The following is a 21,035-nucleotide window of genomic DNA, read 5'->3' as shown; positions in this document are numbered from 1 at the left end:
CAGCGGTTTTTTTATTAAGCTATCCTAAATATCAAAAAATCAATAATGTCGCACGATTAGCGTTCGCCTTTACTCACGCTGATGCGGACGGGGATAGATTTTCGATTGGCTCTAACTGGATTAGCTGCCTTATTATATTGGCAATAATGGGGTGCTTCAGCCGAAGGTAGAATAGCACCAACTACTAATACGCCTGCCATCAAGTTTGATGAGTTCATATAGCCTCCTTGTTGAGTTAGTGTACGATGATCCCATCTGTGAATCATTTACCTTTACTAAGCACAGACATGTTTAACTTAATTAACGCTGCAACGAATCGTTTAAAAAAGATAAATAATGCTGCGAGTAGAAGTTCTATTCTAAAAGATATCGAAAGATTTTCATACCATTTTATTATGACAATTTCATGAAATATTCAATAATATTTATACATTATGTTTCAATTACGGACTTTATGTAATTAAGCATACGCATATAGCGGTATTCATGACAGGTTTTGTTAATAACCTACTGTTTATCAAAGCGTTTATAAAATCTTTTAATCCATAAAAACTTAGCCATAGTTGCAAGCTTTTATTTATGTTATAGTAAACTAGTACATTGAAATGATATACTCGACTCACAAAACAAGTTTGATTATTGGGGAATACTATGTTGTCAACCACATACGGTCAATTATCCGCTATCTGCGCCATTGTTGGATTATCTTTAGCCGCCTGCTCACCTCAGAAACCATCCGCGCAAGTTTCTACGGATACGGCTAGCAAACCCTCAGCCACTGCCAGCCAAAAACCCAATAAGACCATTGCAATTTCTGCGATTGTGGCACACCCATCGCTTGATGCCATTCGCCAAGGTATCATTGATGAATTGGCTGCTGAAGGGTATGTAAAAGGGCAAAATCTAACCGTAAATTTTCAGTCAGCACAAGGCAATACAGCAACGGCAGGACAAATCTCCAAGCAATTTGTCGCTGATAAACCTGATGCCATCGTCGCAATTTCCACCCCTACTGCCCAGTCGTTGGCTGCCGCTAGCAAAGAGATACCGATTGTTTATACAGCAGTGTCAGATCCTGTGGCTGCCAAACTTATTACTCAACAAAACACACCGACTCAGCCCAACATCACAGGTTTATCCAGCCAATTACCGCTAGCACCGCAGCTAGACTTTATGCAAAAAATCATGCCGTCAGCCAAATCCATTGGCTATGTGTTTAGCGCAGGTGAAATGAATTCGGTGGCGCTGCGAGATAAACTCACCGTTGAGCTACCAAAGCGTGGCATGAACTTAGTGGATATCCCAGCCAACCGTCCGACTGATATTGCCATGGCAACTAATAGCCTTGGCGGCAAAGCCCAGTTGATTTATACCTCAATGGACAATAATGTGGCGTCCGCATTCGAATCAATGGTGCAATCAGCCAATGCGTTAAAACTTCCCATCATCGCCTCCGATGAGTTTAGCGTCCGCCGCGGTGCTACGGCAGCACTCGGTGTCAATGATTATGACTTTGGACGCACCACAGGCAAAATGGTAGGCAAAATTCTGGATGGTACACCTGTCACTCAAGTTAAACCCGAAGTGATGAACCAATTAACCTTATACGTGAGCCCAAAACACGCACAAGCCCAAGGCTTAACATTAAATCCTGAACTATTAAAAGGCGCGATTAACGTTGATACTACACCCGAGCGAAAAATAGACAAATAATTGCTATGGGTAAATAAGAAAAAACCCGCCTAACTAAGTAGACGGGTTGTTCAAACTGGGCAGTAAAATGATGCGTTATTTAAAGCACATTTAAAATAACACGTGTCGCTTCAAGCACATCAAGTACGCGGTTGTCAACACGTAGGCGCACTTCACCTGGACGCGGGCGACTGATAACTTTTGCTTGGCGATAAGCATTGTTATTTAACACATAGACATTACGGTCATTATATCGCTTGACGCTGTAATAACGACTATCTAGTTTTTTTGCCCAGCCTGGTGGTACCGCTTTACCACGTGCGACATTTTTTTGCAGACCTGGGGGCAATTGGCGATACTGATCGTGGGTTAGGTAGCGACCACTGCGACTATCATAGTATCGATTATCGCCTCTGTCGCGGTCTCTATCATGGTTTGTGTTGTAGCGTTGGTTTTCTTTGCGGTCATAGTTATAGTGTTTCTGTTGCTGTGTCCAATTTCTAGCTTGTTTGTCTTGACCTTTACCATGACCAGGATCTGCAAAAACAGCGGGTGAAGCCATGAATGAGCCCACTAAAAATAAGCTAGTTAATAACGTCGATTTTTTCATTGTCATACACCTTTATCTGTGTTGGATAAGTAATTTAGTATGAAGCTATATTATGAAATTAAAATGTAACTTAATATGACAATGCTGTGGTAATTTTCTTTCTACTTGAAAACAATGCGCTATGACTTATTAGTTAGCTTATAACTTAGCGAATTATTGTTAAAAAATGATACATTAGCGAAATGAGGCAGATTGTTATGTTATAGGAATTTATCAGAAAACACCTTTTAACTAGTAACCCAAAGTTTTAATCATGGTTGGCAAACTTGCCTAACATATATAACGCTATGCGACTGCAAGATTAGCTGATAAAATGTAAATAATGTTTAACAATGCTGTATGATATTGTTATTGAAGTGTAAGATTTTCCTTTTTAAGATTTACCCTTTATTTAATTGTTACCCTATGGATGGATTTTTGGAGTGATATATGTTGAACGCTACATTTGGTGTTTCTCGTTTAACCAAAGCAATGATGCTAGGTGGAATTTGTATGGCAAGCCTGATAGGCTGTAGCCAATCTAACAATAAAACAGCTGATGCCAGTACTGCAAGCACAGCGAGCGCAACGACAGCTGCATCAGGCGATACCAAGTCTGTTGCTATCACAGCAATCGTTGAGCACCCAGCATTAGATGCCGTTCGTCAAGGTGTGATTGAAGAGCTGGGCAACGAAGGCTTTAAGGAAGGTCAAAACCTTAAAGTAAATTTCCAATCAGCCCAAGGCAATACGGCGACTGCCGGTCAGATTGCCAAACAATTTGCCGCCGATAAACCCGATGCCATCGTTGCCATTGCTACCCCATCGGCGCAATCCGTCATTGCAGCGACCAACTCAATTCCTGTCATTTTCTCTGCGGTTACCGACCCTGTCGAAGCGAAACTGATAAAATCTTGGGAAGCCTCTGGCACCAACGTGACAGGCGCATCAGATATGTTGCCACTTGAGCCACAGATTGAGCTGATGAAAAAAGTCGTACCAAATCTCAAATCAGTCGGCTATGTATATAGCCCAGGGGAAGTCAACTCAACCGTGGTACTCAAAGAGCTTGAAACAAAATTTAAACCGATGGGTATTAGCATCGTTGCAGCACCTGCACAGCGCACTACCGATATTCCACAAGCCACTCGTGGTCTACAAGGTAAAGTTCAGCTCATCTATACCTCACTTGACAACAACGTGGTATCCGCTTATGAGTCACTTTACCAAGCGGCTAAAGAAATCAAAGTCCCTCTAGTGGCATCCGATACTGACTCCGTTGCCCGTGGTGCAGTCGCGGCGATGGGTATCAACTACAAAGACTTAGGCATCGAAACAGGTAAAATCGTTGGACGCGTCCTAAAAGGCGAAAAACCAGGTACCATCAAGCCTATCACTATGAATAAGCTTGATTTATACCTTAGCCCAAAACACGCGCAAGAAGTTGGTATTACGCTGCCACAAGATTTGGTTAGTCAGGCAGCCCAAGTAGAACCTGCGCCAAAAGCTAAACAATAAATCATTCGTTAGTTTTAGCTGTTTTAATGTGATTGCAAATTTAATTTCCCAGTGGCAACTAAAGTTTCAAAGCGCGTATTTGTACTTTAGTCGCATTACGCTTAATGCCACTTGGTTTACCTTAACACCTGACTGCTTGTTGAATTAACAAGCGGTCTTTACTTTTTTGTGTGAACAGTTATGTCGTTACTTGCTTTATTCGGTGCCCTAGAAAGTGGTCTAATCTATGCGTTAGTGGCTTTGGGCGTATACATTTCATTTCGGGTGTTAGATTTTCCAGATTTGACCGCAGATGGTAGTTTTCCCTTAGGCGGTGCTGTCGCGGGTGTGGCAATCATCGCGGATGTCAACCCTTGGCTGGCTTGTATCTTTGGTATGCTTGCTGGCGGTGTTGCAGGTTTGGTAACGGCTTGGCTACATGTCAAACTTGGTATTTTACAGTTACTATCCAGTATTTTGGTGATGGTCGCGCTGTATGCCGTCAATTTACGTATTATGCAAGCGCCAAACTTGGCATTGCTTGGTGAGCCAACGATATTTGGCGAACTGGTGACCGATAGTAACGGCTATTGGATGCGCTGTGTGGTGATTGGTGGTGTGGTGATTGCTGCCAAGTTTTTCTTAGATTGGTTCTTTAGCACTGAGATGGGCTTGGCGATGCGAGCAACTGGCTCTAACCTTAGAATGTCACAAGCACAAGGGATTGCTACCTCTCGTAGCATTTTGTTAGGTATGGCGATTTCTAACGGGCTGATTGCGCTTGCTGGTGCGATTTTTGTGCAAACCCAAGGGGGTGCCGATATTTCCATTGGTGTTGGTACCATTGTGATTGGTCTTGCTGCCGTTATCATTGGTGAAACCATCATCCCGGCCAAAAAAATGCTGTGGATTACCCTATCTGCTATTGTCGGGGCGATTCTTTATAAATTCTTTATCCAAATTGCGTTGTCAAATGATACCTTACGTGCGATTGGTTTTGGTCCTCAAGATGTTAACTTAGTCACCGCACTACTGGTGGTGATTGCTTTAATCCTACCAAAAATTAAATCAAAAATTTTAAGCAATCGCCATAAGCATGCCGCTTAACTTGGTATCAAAGAGTTGATTTTAACTTTGGCACTTAACAACTTATAAAGTAAAGTAAAAGGACAATGCCTTATGATGAACGCAGACAACCTACGATTGACCTTCAATCCTGGTACGCCCATCGAAAATCCTGCCTTACGTGGTATCAGCCTGCGTATTGAGGCGGGTGAATTTGTCACGGTCATTGGTACCAACGGCGCAGGTAAGTCGACGTTTTTAAATGCCGTTGCTGGCACGATTCGGGTCGATAGCGGCAAAATTACCTTAAACAATATTGACGTCACCAAAAAATCTGCCCACCAACGGGCACACTGGGTAGCACGCGTTTTCCAAGACCCAATGGCAGGTACTTGTGAAGCCTTAACCATTGAAGAAAACATGGCACTTGCTTACAAGCGTGGCGAATCGCGTTTTTTAAAAGGCGCATTGAATCACAAAAACCGTGAAATTTTCCGTGAAAAACTGGCGATTTTAAAATTAGGGTTAGAGAATCGACTCACTGACCGTATGGGTTTATTATCAGGCGGGCAACGCCAAGCAGTTAGCCTATTAATGGCGTCTCTGCAGCCGTCAAAAATTTTACTACTCGATGAACACACGGCTGCCCTTGACCCAAAAACCGCCGCTTTCGTCTTGCAACTGACCGATAAAATCGTCCAAGAGAACAATCTCACCACCATGATGGTCACTCACTCCATGCAGCAAGCGCTCAATCACGGCACACGCACCGTCATGCTACACCAAGGACAAGTGGTACTAGACGTATCAGGCGATGAACGCAAAGGCATGACTGTTCATGATTTACTCAATATGTTTGAACGCACCCGTGGCGAAGTGGTAGAAGATGATAGCTTAATTTTAAGCTAAATTAACTAGGCTCAATTAAATACGCTGGGTTAAATAAACGCTAGCGCTTAACAAGATGAAAATGGATAACATAAGTTATCCATTTTTTTACACACAGTGATAAATTAATTCTTCATAATAACACTGGATAAGCAAGCAGTGACAATACTGCTATTTTTCTCAATTTTAATTATAAAAAACAATATCCTTTGAGGTCACTATGTTTGATTTAAAATCACTTGTTACGAAAGCTGTCGAAGACAAAACGCTAAATGTCAATGAATACATCTTTATGCCCGAGCGCGTGGATATGATGGTAAAAGATGGACGGTTAAGCTGTGTACTAAACACCAATGGTAAAGTCGATTTTATTTACCATAAAAGTGGTATCACCGAAGTGCGTTCAGGTCTACGTAAAAGTCCGTTTACCTCGTTTCGCAATGAGCTTCACTATGGGGTGTATGATGATGTGGTGGATGAAGTGATTGAAGCGGTTGAAAAAATCGTTTCCAGCCAATCTAAATACTTTAATTTTGCGGCTGATGCAGAATAAAAAAGTCAATCATAAAAAAGCTGAAATGTTACTTTTCAGCTTTTTTTATGTCTTTTATTTATAGATGATTCCTTTATTTATAGATAATTAAAGGCGCTATCAATCGCATCATCTAGTCGCTCAACCGCGATAATTTTGAGGCCTTGATATTGCTCTAATTGCGTTTTTGGGGCATTGGCTTTGGGTACAATCGCATGGGTAAAGCCATGTTTCACCGCTTCTTTTAGACGCTCTTGACCATTGGGCACCGGTCTGATTTCACCCGACAAGCCCACTTCACCAAATACCGCTAGGGTATAAGGCAAAGGCTTTTCCTTGATACTAGACGCACAGGCCAATAAAACCGCCAAATCTGAGCCTGTTTCAAGCACCTTGACCCCGCCTACCACATTGACATACACATCTTGCCCATTGGTTTGGATACCGCCATGACGGTGCATCACTGCCAGCAACATGGCTAAGCGCTGATAATCTAAACCTAGTGCCATGCGCCTAGGTTGTCCTTGCGATTCATCCACCAGCGCTTGTACTTCAACCAGTAGTGGTCTGGTACCTTCACGGCTAACCATGACCACTGAGCCTGCAATCGGTTTATCATAGCGACTTAAAAATATCGCCGATGGATTCGCCACTTCTTTGAGCCCTGCATCCGTCATGGCAAAAATGCCCAGCTCGTTGACGGCACCAAAACGATTTTTCACCGCACGAATCATTCGAAAACGGCTGTCCGATTGCCCTTCAAAATACAGTACCGCATCTACCATATGTTCTAGCACGCGAGGGCCTGCCAGCGCCCCTTCTTTGGTCACATGCCCGACCAAAAATAACGCTGTACCCGTTTGCTTGGCATAGCGCGTCAGAATCGCCGCTGACTCACGGATTTGACTGACACCGCCTGGCGCGGATTGGATGGCTTCGGTAAACAAAGTCTGAATGGAGTCAATGATAGCGACGACTGGTTGCTCTTGGGTTAGGGCTTGGCAGATTATTTCAACATTGGTCTCTGCCAATACTTTTAAATTGTTATTGGGTAGCCCCAAACGACTAGCCCGCATCGCCACCTGTGACAACGATTCTTCACCCGTAATGTACAGCGCACTGCCGGCTAGACTGTGATTTTCTGCCATGTGAATCGCCGTCTGTAGCAAAATAGTGGATTTGCCAATACCAGGATCACCCCCAATCAGCACCACAGAACCTGCTACTAAGCCACCGCCTAACACCCGATCAAATTCACCAACACCCGTTGGTAGCCTAGTATCGAGTGACATAGGCACAGCATTAAGTGGCATGACGCTCGATTGTTCGCCCGCGTAGTTGCTAGCTTTTTTGGTGACAGGTTTATGATGTGGCATGCTGACCATCGGCGCTTCGACAAGGCTATTCCATGCGCCACATTCGGCACACTGTCCCGACCATTTACCGAAGTTTGCGCCACATTGTTGACACACGTAGGATGATTTTGATTTTGCCATAGCGTCCAATTTGCAAAGAAAAATTTAAAAATAAAGAAAATTTAAAAATAAAGAAACTTAAAGCGTATTGTTGGTGGTGAGAGGGATAAACTATGCAATAAAATTAATGCGATGAAATTAGCGATAGCGAGCTATGTTTGACACACCAGTTTTGACACGCAAGATTGCTGTTATTTGCGACTATATTTATGGGCGACTAGGTCATAAATCCAGTAAAAAATAAACCCATACACCAAAATAAGTAAGGTCAACGAAATATCGAGCATAAACGCCTGCCACAGTCCAATATTCATCACCCACATGACCAGTGGTAAGGTAAAGCCCAACAAGCCACCTTCAAACCCCACTATATGCAGTACCCGTAGCCATATCGGACGAGCCAGTTTTTCACCGGTAAAAAATTTATCAAACAGTAAGTTATAAATAAATGTCCAAATCATGGCGATGAGCGAAATGCCAATCAGCAGCGCCAATATACTTGAGTTATGCTGTGATTCACTACCCGTAAAGCCAAAAAAGCTGAGTAATTTTACCCAGCCTAGTGATAGCAGTATGGCGATTGTCTCAAATAACATCGCTTGCCAGATGCGTGCTTTGGTGGTCATCACGTTTTGCCTTGAACAATCTTACTAAACCCTGCTTGCTAGACCATGAAGTTTTCACCCAAGTAGACCTTACGTACCAACTCATTGTCTAAGATATGCTCTGGCGTACCTGCCGCAATAATTTGTCCTTCACTGACAATATAGGCATGTTCACAGATAGCCAAAGTCTCACGCACGTTGTGATCGGTGATGAGCACGCCGATGCCGCGCTGTTTGAGCTTAATAATCACCTCTTTGATATCGCCTACCGAAATCGGGTCGACTCCCGCAAAAGGCTCGTCAAGCAAAATAAACTTGGGATTTGAGGCAAGGCTGCGGGCAATTTCACAGCGTCTGCGCTCACCGCCAGAAACGCTCATCCCTAATGAGTGGCGCACATGACCCAAATTAAATTCCCCAATCAGCTGCTCAAGTTGCTGCTGCTGCCCCGCTTTATCCAAATCTGTGCGAGTCTGCAAAATCGATAAAATATTTTCTTCAACGGTTAATTTGCGAAAAATTGACGCTTCTTGCGGTAAGTAGCCAATGCCTGATGCGGCGCGCTCGTGCATGGACAATGCCGACAAATCCCGATTACCGAGCTGTATTTGCCCTTTGTCCATATTGACCAGACCAACGACCATATAAAAGCTGGTAGTCTTGCCCGCCCCATTTGGACCAAGTAACCCAACCACTTGTCCTTGTTCTACCGAAAAAGACACGTCTTTAACCACCCAACGCTTGCCATAGCGTTTGGCAAGGTGCTGCATGATTAGAGTCTGGTTGGCTTGCGGTTGCGACATAATAAATCCTAGAACTAAACAATAGCAATGAACAAAGCGAAAGCAAGTTAAACAATACTAGCGATTGCGAACGCCCACACGGTTGGTTGATTGTGGCGGAAATACCAGTTCAACTCGTTGGTTATTCCCTGCTTTTGCCTCAATATCACCCACTTTTAGACTGTAATGGATGACATTGCCAGAAAAACTACCGCCATTTTGGGTCAAACGCGCATTACCCGTGAGGGTGACAAGCCCTGTTTTGACATTGTAATCAATTCGATTCGCCTGACCTTTAGCCAAACCCTTCTCTTGTGTCACAATTTGTTGGATAGTGGCAGGACGCCCTGTTGCAACTGCACTTTCGATGGCGCGAGTCGGCGTCAAATTGACGGTTAAATTATCCGCCGCCATTTTTAGCGTGCCTTGGCTGATGGTGACGTTGCCTGTATAGCTTGTCACCCCAGAGCGCTCACTGTACGTCGCTTTGTCTGCCAACAACCGAATCGGCTCATTGGCGTCTGATGGCAAGGCGTTTGCCACGTTCGATGCGGCAAGCATGCCAGCAACCAACACACCGCCAGCCATTATTAATTGTCGAGTCTTCACCACAATCATGTTAAACCTTTTATATAAAAATTTTAAAATCAACAATATAGATTAAATTAGCACCGAAGTTAAAGATTTTTGATACTTACTTAAATCCCGTCAACATCGCAACTGAATTACTATCTTAACAGTAGCCACTCTACTCCATAGAGATAGGGTTGGCTACTGTGCAGGTTGAATCATCACACTCACTTGTCCAAAACCGTAATCACCCGTTGCCAAGTCACCACTAAATTGTTTGGCATCAAACCGATTATTCCCTTGGATAAAGGTAAGCGGTTCATTAGTCATTACTGTATTATTGACCAAATCACCGACAAAGTTTTTACCTATCATTTTAACGGGCAAATTCGACATACTGGTATTTTGAGTGATCAGGGGAACGCTGGTTAAGGTCACGTTACCTATCAGTTTGGCAATCTGCTTATTTTCATCCAATTGCGCTTGGTCAGCCACCAAGGTTACTTCACGCTCGTTTTTTGGACGGATAACAATCTGTGGCTTGGACATCACGGCGGTATTGGCATTTTGGTAATGGGTTACCTGCGCCGCTGTTAACTGATAGCCAACACTACCTGTTTCGGTCGTTTGTAGCGCTTTGATTTGCTCTGCTTGGTAATCAATATCGGTCGGTTTAAGTGACACTTGGGTCAAGCGAGCATCGTTTTGCGCATAAAAATAGGCCGATACGATAATAAATAATAAGCCTAAAATAAATAGCGTTTTTGTTGACACGATTGCCACCTAACATTGCCGAAAAATTTGATAAAAACGGACGTTACCACACTAAACCGCATACGCCAAATCACTTAAAAAAAATTGCTTAAAACAAATCACTTTCAAAAAAATCACTTAGAACAAATCCCTTAGCATAAATCCCTTAAACCAACTTACATGCACTAAACCACATAACTTGCCAAAATATCATCGTAATGACCGGTTGCTTTTAAAAGCAAATCACATAACTCACGAACAGCCCCTTCTCCGCCTGAGCGCGTGGTAACCATATCCACACGCTTGATGACTTCGCCATTGGCATTTGCCACGGCTACAGCAAATCCGACGGATTGCAAGGCTTTGATATCTGGCCAATCATCACCGATATACGCACACTCTGTTAACGAGATACCAATATTAGCTAACAATTCATTGAGCGCCGTTAATTTGTCTTCACGCCCTTGCACGAGATGGGTGATTTTTAATTCTTTGGCGCGGTGCGTGACAATGTCGCTAGTACGACCCGTTATAATGGCAGTTTGAATCCCTGCTTGGTGAATACGCTGAATACCAAAGCCATCTTGAACATTAAAGCCTTTGGTTTCAACACTGTTGGCATCATAGATAATTTTTCCATCAGACAACACACCATCCACATCCATGACCAATAGTTTAACGTTTTTTGCTTTAGTGAGCAGACTTTGCATGGCCTTATCCTTATTATTGTAAGCCTAGTTATTTTAAGCCTATTAATTCACACCCGCATGCAGTAGCTCATGCAAGGTCAAAATACCCGCTAAAGTCTTATCATCATTAATGATTAATAGCTGATTTATCTTTTGTTCATTCATTAATGTCAGCGCATCAGACGCACGCACATCAGGATTGACGGACTTTGGATTGGTTGACATCACCTGACTAATCGGCGTATCAAGCCCCAATTGGCGGGCTAAGCTACGGCGCAAGTCACCATCGGTAAATACGCCCACGACTTGATTGTTCGCATTGGTAATCACCGTCATCCCCAGTCTACCACCCGTCATGCTAAATAAGGCTTCGTTAAGCGTCGAATGCTCATCAATAGTTGGCAGGTTATTTACATGCATCAAGTCTTTTACTTGGGTCAATAATTTGCGACCCAATGCCCCTGCAGGGTGTGATAAAGCAAAATCTTCTGAGGTAAAATGCTTACTATGCACCAACGCCACCGCTAACGCATCTCCTAGCGCCAAAGTAGCTGTGGTACTTGATGTCGGTGCCAAACCAAGGGGACATGCTTCTTCAGATGCCCCTAAAGTCAAAGCTACATCGGCAGATCTTGGCAAAATACCGCGTTTGTCACGGCTGATACTAATGAGCGGAATGCCCAATTTTTTTACCACAGGCAGTAACGTGCGGATTTCATCTGACTCACCTGAGTTTGAGATGCCAATTAACACATCGCCTTTGACCAACATGCCTAAGTCGCCATGACCTGCTTCACCAGGGTGCATAAAAAAAGACGGCGTTCCTGTTGAGGCAAAAGTCGCTGCAATTTTGCGACCAATAAGCCCTGACTTACCCATGCCTGTTACTACCACACGCCCCTGACAGTTTTCGATCAAATGGCAAGCGGTCACAAATCGTTCATCTAGCTGTTCAATCAGCAAATCTAAAGCATGTTGTTCTGTTTTGATAGCGTCTTTGGCATGCTTTAAATAATCAACCGATGCATCCAAGATAATTCCTCACTAATTTTTCAAGATGGCTGTTGGTGCGCTTTTTTCGGGCACTCATCCTTATGCGCTTATTGCTATACGCTTATTCGGGCGTTTATGTTTAATAGTTAGCATAAACAATCTTTAAAGCTGAAAAATTGAAATTTTTTAAAGTATGATTATCATAGCGTAATTTCAGCCAATATTCACGGGATAAGTCTGAAAATACATATTTTGACAACATTTCATCGAGTTTATATTAACAATCTAGGCATTGCTAAATCAGTTCCAAATAAAGTATAAAAGACAAGTTATAAAAGCTATAAAAAATGGCGAACACTGATAGGGTTCGCCACTTAATATTATGCTTTGAATTTAAAAATTAGTACTTGTCTTCACCATTACCGTTTGTATCATCGTCAAAATTGGCATCGTCTTTGGTAGGCTCAAAATTCATATTGTCATAGCCGCTATCAAAACCACGGTCAGCAAAACCACTACGATCATACGGTGCTTGCGCAAACCCTGTACGCTCCTGCGGGTAGCCACGTTGGTCATTGTCATAACCGCCCCCATCAAAACCGCGATCGCCAAAGCCACCACGATTAGCAAACCCTGTGCGATTTGCGCCGTAACCTGATTGTTCAAAACCGCCTGCTTGACCAAAGCCCATTTGGCTAGATTGACCGTAGCCACTTGCCCCTGGCATTGGCGTGGCTGAACGTGGATTACGGGCTGGTACTACCGTTGAAATAGCGTGTTTATACACCATTTGACTGACAGTGTTTTTGAGTAACACCACATATTGATCGAAAGATTCGATTTGACCTTGAAGCTTGATACCATTGACTAAAAAAATAGACACTGGAATACGGTCTTTGCGCAAAGAATTTAAGAAAGGGTCTTGTAGTGTTTGACCTTTTGACATAGGTTTCTCCCAGAAATAAACAGAAAGTTAGTTAAATTATTATATTTTTAGACGACTTTTTAATTATACATTAAATGACAGCTTAGTGGCTTAACACGGATAGTAAGAACTATACTAAACAAGCGATTATAAGTATTACCCAGGCATACTACTGCTTTTAACTTGTTTTTATTAGCAGCGTTCTTGCCTGATCAATAGTTGTTAAGGGTGTTATCTCAAACCGCTCAACCAATTGTTGTGTACTTACTAGCTTACGCATCCATGTATATTGGCGTTTTGCTAGCTGCCTTGTAGCATATAATGCCTCATTTTGCATAGTTTGTCTATAATCTTCAATTGGGGAGCTGTGCGTGTTTAGTAAAAAACGCGCCACATTATCATGAAAATTTTCTTCATTATTATCATGTGTAAACATTGTTGTATTTTGTACTTTTTCTAAAAAATCCCAAGCTTGCCGATAGCCAACGCAGCGCATGGATGGCAGATCAGCCGTGAGGTGATATTGTTGTCGCAGGGCAATCACTTCCTGCAAAAAACCTTGTTGCCACATGATATCTAGCCGAAGTGCGATGCGCTTGTGTAACCAATCACGATCTGGCATCACGGCTAAAATTTGCCAACGCTGATGTGGATTGTCGGCTAACGCCCTAGCGGGCTGATTCTGCCAAGCACTTAATGGCTTACCTGTTTGTAGATAGATTTCCAACGCTCTGCCAATTCTTTGGGTGTCTGTGGTTTTGAGTTGCTTACCCAGGATGGGATCTACCTGGGTTAAATAAGCATGCAGCTGTTCAATCCCCTGCTCGGCAATCAGTTGAGTGACTTGTTGGCGAGTCTCTGGCAAGGTGGCTGGGATATCATTGATACCTTGAATCAGTGCCATATAGTACATCATCGTTCCACCCACTAGCACAGGTGTTTTATTTTGCTGATGAGCAAGATTGATATGATAGTCCACATCGCCTACAAACTGGGCAACGCTGTAGCTTTGCTCAGGACTGATGATGTCAACGAGCGCATGCGGATACTTTGCCAATTCTTCACGTGTCGGTTTGGCGGTACCAATATTCATATCCCGATAAATCAAGGCAGAATCTACCGAAATAAGACGATATTTGCCTGTTTCGTAGAGTTCATACGCTAACGCTGTTTTACCGCTGGCAGTAGGTGCTATAAGGCAAATCACGTCTTGTTTATCGGCTGTTATCATAGCTTATTCTGGGGATTGTTAAGATTACTAGAGATTAGGTAAATGCGAATGCGACAGCAGCCATTGTAGCATGTCAGTTTCACTGACTCGAATGGCATTATCGGCAATTTGGGTAAAATCAGCTTGATTCAAATAAGATTGAACATACGCTTTATCATAACTGTCTATATGATGGTATTGTAAATCAATCAGATAGAAATATCCTTGCCAAAGAATTAAAGCAAAAGTTTGATGCTGGTTTTCACATTGATGCTGTCTTTCAAATTCATGCTTGTTTTCAAATAAAGTCACTAGCTGTATCGAGTCGCTATCCGTTAACCTATCAACAGCACCCTTTTTTGCTATCTGATTTTCCATCTGGGTTGCCACCTGATAAATTGACTGATTTTCGGCAACGTGAGTTATGTGATTGGTGGGTTTGGGTTGGTCATTAGGCTTTATATAGTGAATGGGGGTAGCTTCACCCGCAGGCAAGTTTTGAAATTTATCGACGTGACTGTTATTAGTTTTTGTCATGCAAGCTTGCCGTTGCAGGGTGTTTAACGCCGTCATTTTAGGCTGCAATTGCTCTAGCATATGCTGAGACAACCAAGCTAATATATTGGTCAATGGTTGGATTTTAACTTGTTGTTTACTTGGGTGAATATTGACATTTATCCACTCGGCAGGCAGCTCAAAAGACAACGCATAGCCCATTTGTAGTGAATTATCGATACCAATACCCAGTTTGCGACCCACTTTTTGTATGGCTTGACTAATCGCTAAATCACTGACCAAACGATGATTGATATAAATCAGTTTTGGCAGATTATTTCTATGGGTGATAAAAAACCAGCCGGTGACTTGGGCACTTAACTCCTCTGTCTGCGCTTGTAAACCTTGCAGCGATAAATAAAATGGCTGTGCAATGTCAGCCAAGGGCAAATTTAACGCTTGTTCAAGCCGCGCCAAACTAAACGCGGGCAAAAAAGGCAATGCAGCACCCTGTAAATTTTGGTGAGGGGCTTGGGCTGACTGCGTTAAGCTAAAACGCAGCTTGTCTTGATGATATAATTCAATCTGCACATCGGCAAAACTAATCGCTAATCGCTGCACGACTTGTTCAATATGGGCAAATTCTGTGGCAATACTTTTTAGGTGCGAGCGTCTGCCTGGCACATTGAAATACAAATCGCGAACGCTGACACACGTGCCGCGATGTTTTACGATAGGACGAATAGTAGCTTGGCTTACCTCACTACCGCTCACGCTCAGCTGCTGCCCTATACCGCTGTCATTGTGACTACTGGTTAATGTCAGATGCGATATCGCCGCAATGCTGGCTAGTGCCTCGCCGCGAAAGCCTAAACTATGAATACCAACCAACTCGCTGACATTAGCAAGTTTACTGGTGGCATGGCGAGTGACGGCAAGCGTCATGTCATCAGGATGAATTCCCATGCCGTTGTCACTAATTTGAATCAACCCAAGCCCGCCTTGTTCGATATCGATGCGAATATGGGTAGCGCTGGCATCGATAGCATTTTCAATCAGTTCTTTAACCACAGAAGCAGGGCGCGTCACCACCTCGCCAGCGGCGATTTGGTTGATAAGTAGTGGGGATAATTTATGAATACGGTTGTCAGGCAAAACTTATCGTCACTTCTCGTTGTTCGTCATCCAGGCGTTTGATATCAAGGGTGGCATTGGGCGGCGTCAAATAGCCTGCTGCACGACTCGCCCATTCAATAATCACCAAACTATTTGGCTCATCTTGGTATTCATAAAAGCCGATAAATTCCAATTCTTCAGGATCATTAAGACGGTATAAATCGGCATGGTAAACCGGCTTAATTGTACCATCATCCTGCGTAATACGATAAGGTTCAACCAGGGTAAAAGTCGGGCTTTTTACCGCGCCTGTATGACCCATTGCCTGTAGCCAATAGCGGGTAAGCGTGGTCTTACCCGCCCCCAAATCACCCGACAGCCACACGCTACCGGTTAAATTCATTTCGGCAAGCTCTTTAGCGAAGGCTTGGGTGTCGGTTTCGGATTTTAAGAGGATAGTTTTATTCATGTCGATTTTCCCAGCTTGCCCCATGTTTGTCCTGAATCAAAAATTGTTGCAACAACCCCATCAGATACCAACAGCTTAGTCAACTTGTAAAACCACTGTCGGATTGACAAATTTCTCGCCTTTTTTTAATTTGTCATACATCAAGGGGTCATGCCATTCGGCTTTTACTTGCTCGCTAAATTCAAAATCACCCAGGGTCAACGCGCCCATTTGGTCATTATCGACATCGTCTTCAAAGCACTGTGCGTAGCCTGTCGCTGTTTCGTGGGCGATGACGGAATACACTTTGACATCGGTTTCACCGTTTTGCATTTGGGTTTGTTTTAAGATTTCTCTTGCCCAAAAAAACACCACGCGGCTAAACTGCTCTGCCGAGGGCGAAACAGGCAAACTAATCCAGCGCGCGCTAAATTTTTTACAAGCGTCAATATAGTCGGGGTCATCTTTATCCCAAAAACAAATAGCATGATCAAAACTATCAATGATGTCTTTAATCGATGATTTTAACAGCCCAAAATCATACACCATTTGCCCGTGATCGAGGCGGTGCGCTTCTAAAATCAGCTCGATTTGGTAACTATGCCCATGAATCGAGTACTTACAGCGATCGGAGCTACAATTGCGCACGATATGGGCATTTTCAAATTTAAACAGCTTTCTAATTCTCATAATAGGATTCGCATTTTTTTAGCAGTAATAAAGGTTTGAATGCTGACTATTATAAAGCTATTGGGCAAGTTAAGCGAATTTTAGTCATGTGCCCAAATTTGTCTACCTAAATTTACCCATAACATCAACAAAAAATCTCGTCACATTTAGGACAGTAACTCACGTCTTAAATCGCTAACTGTGCTAATATAAAAACTTGGGGATAGACAGTTATTGTTAAAAAATGAGTTTTTTTAGCTGACTCTTTTTTATATAAAGTCTTGTTGATACAAAACTTTGTTGGCATAAAGATAAGCAAAGATAAGCGCGGTGGAGATAAAAAATGATGATTAGAGTATTGGTCGTTGACGATCATGATTTAGTCCGAATGGGTATCGTACGGATGCTTTCAGATAGCCCTGACATTGATGTAATTGGTGAGGCTGCTGATGGTGAAACCGCGATTATCAAAACCAAACAATTAAAACCCGATGTGGTATTACTTGATGTCAATATGCCTACCATTGGCGGGTTAGAAGTCACCAAGCGCTTGCTGCAAACCGATAAAAACACCAAAATTTTGGCGGTCAGCTCTCTAGTTCAGCAGCCCTACCCTTCCATGCTCATCAAAGCAGGGGTGAGTGGCTATATCACCAAAGGGACACCGCTTGATGAGATGATTAAAGCCATCAAAAAAGTCCACCAAGGCGGGCGTTATTTTAGCGCCGATGTTGCCGAGCAGCTTGCTGATATTTTATTCACTGACAATTCAGAGTCGCCATTTGATACGCTAAGTGAGCGAGAAATGCAGGTGGCGATGATGGTGGTCAATTGCAAAAGTCCACAGCAAATCGCCGATCAGTTGTTTGTAAGTGTCAAAACAGTCAATACCTACCGCTATCGTATTTTTGAAAAGCTTAATATCGACAGTGATGTCAAACTTACCCATTTGGCTATGCGTCACGGTTTAATTCAACCCTAAACCATGATTACCAATCCTGCGTTTTCATCGCTATTTGACAAGCCAAGCACCCACGATAAAACCAAAAAAATCGGTAACGTCTACAATGGTTACCGCATTATTATTGCTATCTTTTTTTCCTTTAGTTTTATGTTGGCGTTAAAAACTGCCCAGCATGACTATTGGGTATTGATTAATCTTTTTCCCACTTTTTTTTATTTTTTGTTTAGTATTGCTTTATTTATTTTGTATTACTTTTATCCCAAAAATCCGCTGTTGATGGTCGGGCTAACCGTTGATGCGCTAGTACTCACTACCTTGTTGTATTTTAGCGGTGGTAATGATTTACAAGTCATTTTGCTGTTTTTGGTGCAAGTTGCCGCAGCTTTTATGTTGGTGCGCTCCAACCAAGCTATTTTGCTGACTATTTTTGCCATTACGCTGGTAATTTATCAGCAGTTTTATCAAACCCTAAAAAACGATGTTAACTACGCGCTAGTCAACAACGTGGCTTCGATGGCGATTAGCTTTATCGGGGTGGCTTATTTAAGTTATACGTTATCCAAACGACTTAAACAAATTGAGCGGCTCTCTGAGCGCCAAGTCAATGAAGTCAACGCACTAAATGCCATTAACAATAAAATCGTGCAAATCATTGACCAAGGCGTGGTAGTACTATCCCACGATTTAGAAATTTTTATCGCCAATGATACCGCAATCGACCAACTACATTTGCCAAAGACACTTGATAATTTTAATTTGCCAGATATTTCCCCCCTATTAGCTGCAAGACTTGCACCCATCATCCAAGAGCCTGAAGCAACTTTAATAGTGCGGCTCGATGTACCGACCACTAGTACACCTTTAGCCGTTGGCATTGAGCCTAATAACCAAAGTTTTAATGACTTGCGACTTCGTATCACTCAATTAAGACAGCAATATGCCATTATTTTTATTGAAGATTTACGCCATGAGTTTAGCCGTGCACAGCAGTTAAAACTTGCGTCACTAGGGCAATTATCCGCCAGTATTGCCCATGAGATTCGTAACCCGCTGGCAACCATTAGCCAAGCCAGTCAATTATTAATGGAGGAAGTTAATGAGGCTGACAGCGGCTTATCCGATGATAATATCTTGCTATATGAGATGATTTATCACCAAACCATTCGGGTCAATAAAATCATCGAAGATGTGCTTAAATTATCTCGTCAGCAGCGCCCTAATTTTGTTTATATTGAACCCAAAACTTGGCTAAACGATTTTATACAAGAAAACTTTAGCGGCCATGATATTTTTCTGCACTGCCATACTGACAAAGGCTTTATGTTTGATAACCATCAGTTAGCACAGATTTTGGTCAACCTTATCAATAACGGGCTGCGTTTTAGTAGCAAAACCCAGCCTCATGCTTTTGTCACCCTTCAAGTGTATAAATCTGGCAAATTTATTCATATTGATGTGATAGATACAGGTCACGGCGTTGCCAAAGAAAATATTCAGTATTTATTTAATCCGTTTTTTACCACCGATAATCAGGGCACGGGTCTGGGGCTTTATTTGTCGCAGGCCTTTTGTCAGGCAAACTATGCCAATCTAGAATATGTGCCAGGTGAGGGGCAAACTTGCTTTCGGATTATTTGTCAAACCAAAACTTTACCGTCTGTCTAAAATATCTTTGTAGCTAAAATTTTTAATTGAATTTTTTGGCTAAAGCATTCATATTACAGTAAGTTTATCGATATCAATTTAACAAAATTGTCGGGAATTTGAGTGTATATGTGTTCACTTTTTTCCACTTTTTCAGTACAATATAGCGTCAATGATTAAAAAAATACATGTCGTATTTTGATCATCCTCAGGACATTTATCTCTATGACACAACCTCAATCTTTTGAAAACGCGCCCATCAATTGGATCCCTGCGTTTGTCTTAATTAGCACGCCTTTGGCGGCTTTATTGATTGTACCTTATTACTTGTGGACACATAGCGTCAGTTGGCAAGTTTGGGCAATTTTCGCATTCTTTATGGCTTGGAATGGGTTAAGTATTACCGTTGGTTATCACCGTTTATGGTCACATCGTACTTACCAAGCGCATCCGATTGTCAAATGGTTCTTTCTGATTGGCGGCACCTTAGCTGTTCAGGGCTCAGTATTTGACTGGTGTGCAGGACACCGTTTGCACCACCGCCACGTCGATGATATCTATCAAGACCCCTACTCTGCCAAGCGTGGCTTTTGGTTCTCACATATCGGGTGGATGCTCAAAAACTACCCAAGCGGTCACTATGATTACAAAAACATCCCAGATTTAAAAGCTGATCCTGTATTAGTGGCGCAAGATAAATATTATGCCCTATGGATTTTATTAGCCAATATTGGGTTGCCAGCGCTGTTTGGTTGGATGGTGGGTGATATTGCAGGTACCCTAGTGCTTGCAGGGCTACTGCGTTTGGTGTTAAGCCATCATTTTACTTTCTTTATCAACTCGCTTTGCCATATGTTTGGTACCCGTCCTTATACCGATACCAACACCGCGCGTGATAATCCGATTCTAGCGATTTTCACTTGGGGCGAAGGCTACCATAACTACCACCACTTTTTCCAATATGACTATCGCAATGGGGTAAAATGGTGGCAATATGATCCTAGTAAATGGATTATTTATGGCTTATCAAAAATCGGTTTAACTTGGGATTTAAAACGTGTCCCGGACGTTACCATTCAGCATGCACAAACAGAAATGGCATTCAAACGTGCTGAGAAAAAAGTTGCGACTTTTTCAGGGAATTTAACCAGCAACTTTCAAGTGATAAAAGATCGTTTAAACAGTGAACAACAAGCCTTCAAACAAACAATTGCAGAATGGCAAGCGTTAAAAACGCAAGCGATTGAGATGAAAAAAAATGAGTTTGCCCAGCGTATTCATGAAGTCGATGATAAGCTAAAAGATCAGTTTAGTGGCATTGAGGATAAACTTCGCAATCATGCGCAGCAAATTGAAAATTTGGTTAATCATTTAAAAGGCAAACATGTTTGATTAACACATAAACATGTTTAAAGGTTGACTGTGTCAAAAAAG

General features: G+C 42.5%; 22 protein-coding genes. 8 read left to right on the top strand and 14 right to left on the bottom strand.

From position 1 onward, the window contains the following. Positions 1-56: 56 nt before the first annotated feature. Complete coding sequence (locus LAJ61_RS08940) at positions 57-218, bottom strand: hypothetical protein (protein WP_156652031.1); 162 nt, start codon at positions 216-218, stop codon at positions 57-59. A gap of 433 nt (positions 219-651) precedes the next feature. Here LAJ61_RS08940 and LAJ61_RS08935 point away from each other — a divergent pair, with 433 nt between their 5' ends. Next, positions 652-1,713: an ABC transporter substrate-binding protein gene (locus tag LAJ61_RS08935; protein WP_224053628.1), complete on the top strand. Its 1,062-nt coding sequence runs from the start codon at positions 652-654 to the stop codon at positions 1,711-1,713. A gap of 79 nt (positions 1,714-1,792) precedes the next feature. Here LAJ61_RS08935 and LAJ61_RS08930 read toward each other — a convergent pair whose 3' ends face one another. After that, complete coding sequence (locus tag LAJ61_RS08930; RefSeq protein WP_224053627.1) at positions 1,793-2,302, bottom strand: hypothetical protein; 510 nt, start codon at positions 2,300-2,302, stop codon at positions 1,793-1,795. Between the two features lie 429 nt (positions 2,303-2,731). Between LAJ61_RS08930 and LAJ61_RS08925 the strand changes: the two genes are divergently transcribed. The 4 genes from LAJ61_RS08925 (at position 2,732) to LAJ61_RS08910 (ending at position 6,284) form a co-directional block, all read left to right on the top strand. Further along, complete coding sequence (locus tag LAJ61_RS08925; protein WP_224053626.1) at positions 2,732-3,799, top strand: ABC transporter substrate-binding protein; 1,068 nt, start codon at positions 2,732-2,734, stop codon at positions 3,797-3,799. Between the two features lie 180 nt (positions 3,800-3,979). Further along, complete coding sequence (locus LAJ61_RS08920) at positions 3,980-4,885, top strand: ABC transporter permease (RefSeq protein WP_050324121.1); 906 nt, start codon at positions 3,980-3,982, stop codon at positions 4,883-4,885. A gap of 72 nt (positions 4,886-4,957) precedes the next feature. Further along, positions 4,958-5,752 (top strand): ABC transporter ATP-binding protein, encoded by a 795-nt coding sequence (locus LAJ61_RS08915; protein ID WP_224053625.1) that lies wholly within the window; start codon positions 4,958-4,960, stop codon positions 5,750-5,752. A 199-nt stretch (positions 5,753-5,951) separates the two neighbouring features. Next, positions 5,952-6,284 (top strand): hypothetical protein, encoded by a 333-nt coding sequence (locus LAJ61_RS08910; RefSeq protein WP_224053624.1) that lies wholly within the window; start codon positions 5,952-5,954, stop codon positions 6,282-6,284. Positions 6,285-6,361: 77 nt separating this feature from the next. On the opposite strand, the gene radA is transcribed toward LAJ61_RS08910, so the two are convergent. The 12 genes from radA to LAJ61_RS08850 form a co-directional block, all read right to left on the bottom strand. Beyond that, a complete protein-coding gene (radA, locus tag LAJ61_RS08905) occupies positions 6,362-7,759 on the bottom strand; it encodes a DNA repair protein RadA (RefSeq protein WP_224053623.1) in 1,398 nt (465 codons plus the stop codon). Between the two features lie 170 nt (positions 7,760-7,929). Continuing rightward, a complete protein-coding gene (locus LAJ61_RS08900; RefSeq protein WP_060994791.1) occupies positions 7,930-8,364 on the bottom strand; it encodes a PACE efflux transporter in 435 nt (144 codons plus the stop codon). Between the two features lie 38 nt (positions 8,365-8,402). Further along, the gene (gene lptB, locus LAJ61_RS08895) at positions 8,403-9,146 is read right to left on the bottom strand and encodes an LPS export ABC transporter ATP-binding protein (protein WP_224053622.1); all 744 of its coding nucleotides are present in this window, start codon (positions 9,144-9,146) and stop codon (positions 8,403-8,405) included. Positions 9,147-9,203: 57 nt separating this feature from the next. Further along, on the bottom strand, positions 9,204-9,713 hold the full coding sequence (gene lptA / locus LAJ61_RS08890) for a lipopolysaccharide transport periplasmic protein LptA (protein ID WP_224054841.1): 510 nt from the start codon (positions 9,711-9,713) through the stop codon (positions 9,204-9,206). A 183-nt stretch (positions 9,714-9,896) separates the two neighbouring features. Next, positions 9,897-10,469, bottom strand: coding sequence for an LPS export ABC transporter periplasmic protein LptC (gene lptC / locus LAJ61_RS08885; RefSeq protein WP_224053621.1), 573 nt, complete (start codon positions 10,467-10,469; stop codon positions 9,897-9,899). A gap of 164 nt (positions 10,470-10,633) precedes the next feature. Further along, positions 10,634-11,158, bottom strand: a complete 525-nt coding sequence (locus LAJ61_RS08880) for a KdsC family phosphatase (RefSeq protein WP_224053620.1) — start codon at positions 11,156-11,158, stop codon at positions 10,634-10,636. Positions 11,159-11,200: 42 nt separating this feature from the next. Further along, positions 11,201-12,169 (bottom strand): KpsF/GutQ family sugar-phosphate isomerase, encoded by a 969-nt coding sequence (locus tag LAJ61_RS08875; RefSeq protein ID WP_224053619.1) that lies wholly within the window; start codon positions 12,167-12,169, stop codon positions 11,201-11,203. 361 nt (positions 12,170-12,530) lie between these two features. Beyond that, the gene (hfq, locus tag LAJ61_RS08870; RefSeq protein WP_224053618.1) at positions 12,531-13,076 is read right to left on the bottom strand and encodes an RNA chaperone Hfq; all 546 of its coding nucleotides are present in this window, start codon (positions 13,074-13,076) and stop codon (positions 12,531-12,533) included. Positions 13,077-13,233: 157 nt separating this feature from the next. Next, positions 13,234-14,286, bottom strand: a complete 1,053-nt coding sequence (gene miaA / locus LAJ61_RS08865; protein ID WP_224053617.1) for a tRNA (adenosine(37)-N6)-dimethylallyltransferase MiaA — start codon at positions 14,284-14,286, stop codon at positions 13,234-13,236. A 27-nt stretch (positions 14,287-14,313) separates the two neighbouring features. Then, positions 14,314-15,915 (bottom strand): DNA mismatch repair endonuclease MutL, encoded by a 1,602-nt coding sequence (mutL, locus tag LAJ61_RS08860; RefSeq protein WP_224053616.1) that lies wholly within the window; start codon positions 15,913-15,915, stop codon positions 14,314-14,316. Beyond that, complete coding sequence (gene tsaE / locus LAJ61_RS08855) at positions 15,908-16,345, bottom strand: tRNA (adenosine(37)-N6)-threonylcarbamoyltransferase complex ATPase subunit type 1 TsaE (RefSeq protein ID WP_219333037.1); 438 nt, start codon at positions 16,343-16,345, stop codon at positions 15,908-15,910. The genes mutL and tsaE overlap by 8 nt, the downstream gene beginning before the upstream one ends. Before the next feature lie 75 nt (positions 16,346-16,420). Next, positions 16,421-17,014 (bottom strand): 6-pyruvoyl trahydropterin synthase family protein, encoded by a 594-nt coding sequence (locus LAJ61_RS08850; RefSeq protein ID WP_224053615.1) that lies wholly within the window; start codon positions 17,012-17,014, stop codon positions 16,421-16,423. Between the two features lie 325 nt (positions 17,015-17,339). Between LAJ61_RS08850 and LAJ61_RS08845 the strand changes: the two genes are divergently transcribed. From LAJ61_RS08845 to LAJ61_RS08835, 3 genes are all read left to right on the top strand, one after another. Beyond that, a complete protein-coding gene (locus LAJ61_RS08845) occupies positions 17,340-17,975 on the top strand; it encodes a response regulator (protein ID WP_204156641.1) in 636 nt (211 codons plus the stop codon). A gap of 3 nt (positions 17,976-17,978) precedes the next feature. Then, a complete protein-coding gene (locus LAJ61_RS08840) occupies positions 17,979-19,622 on the top strand; it encodes a sensor histidine kinase (protein WP_224053614.1) in 1,644 nt (547 codons plus the stop codon). 204 nt (positions 19,623-19,826) lie between these two features. Next, entirely contained in the window at positions 19,827-20,993 is a 1,167-nt protein-coding gene (locus LAJ61_RS08835) for an acyl-CoA desaturase (RefSeq protein WP_224053613.1), read from the top strand. The last annotated feature ends 42 nt before the right edge of the window (positions 20,994-21,035 follow it).

Source organism: Faucicola osloensis, assembly GCF_020041925.1.
GTDB classification, from domain to species: Bacteria; Pseudomonadota; Gammaproteobacteria; order Pseudomonadales; family Moraxellaceae; genus Faucicola; species Faucicola osloensis_D.
This window is presented reverse-complemented; position numbering and strand designations above follow the sequence as displayed.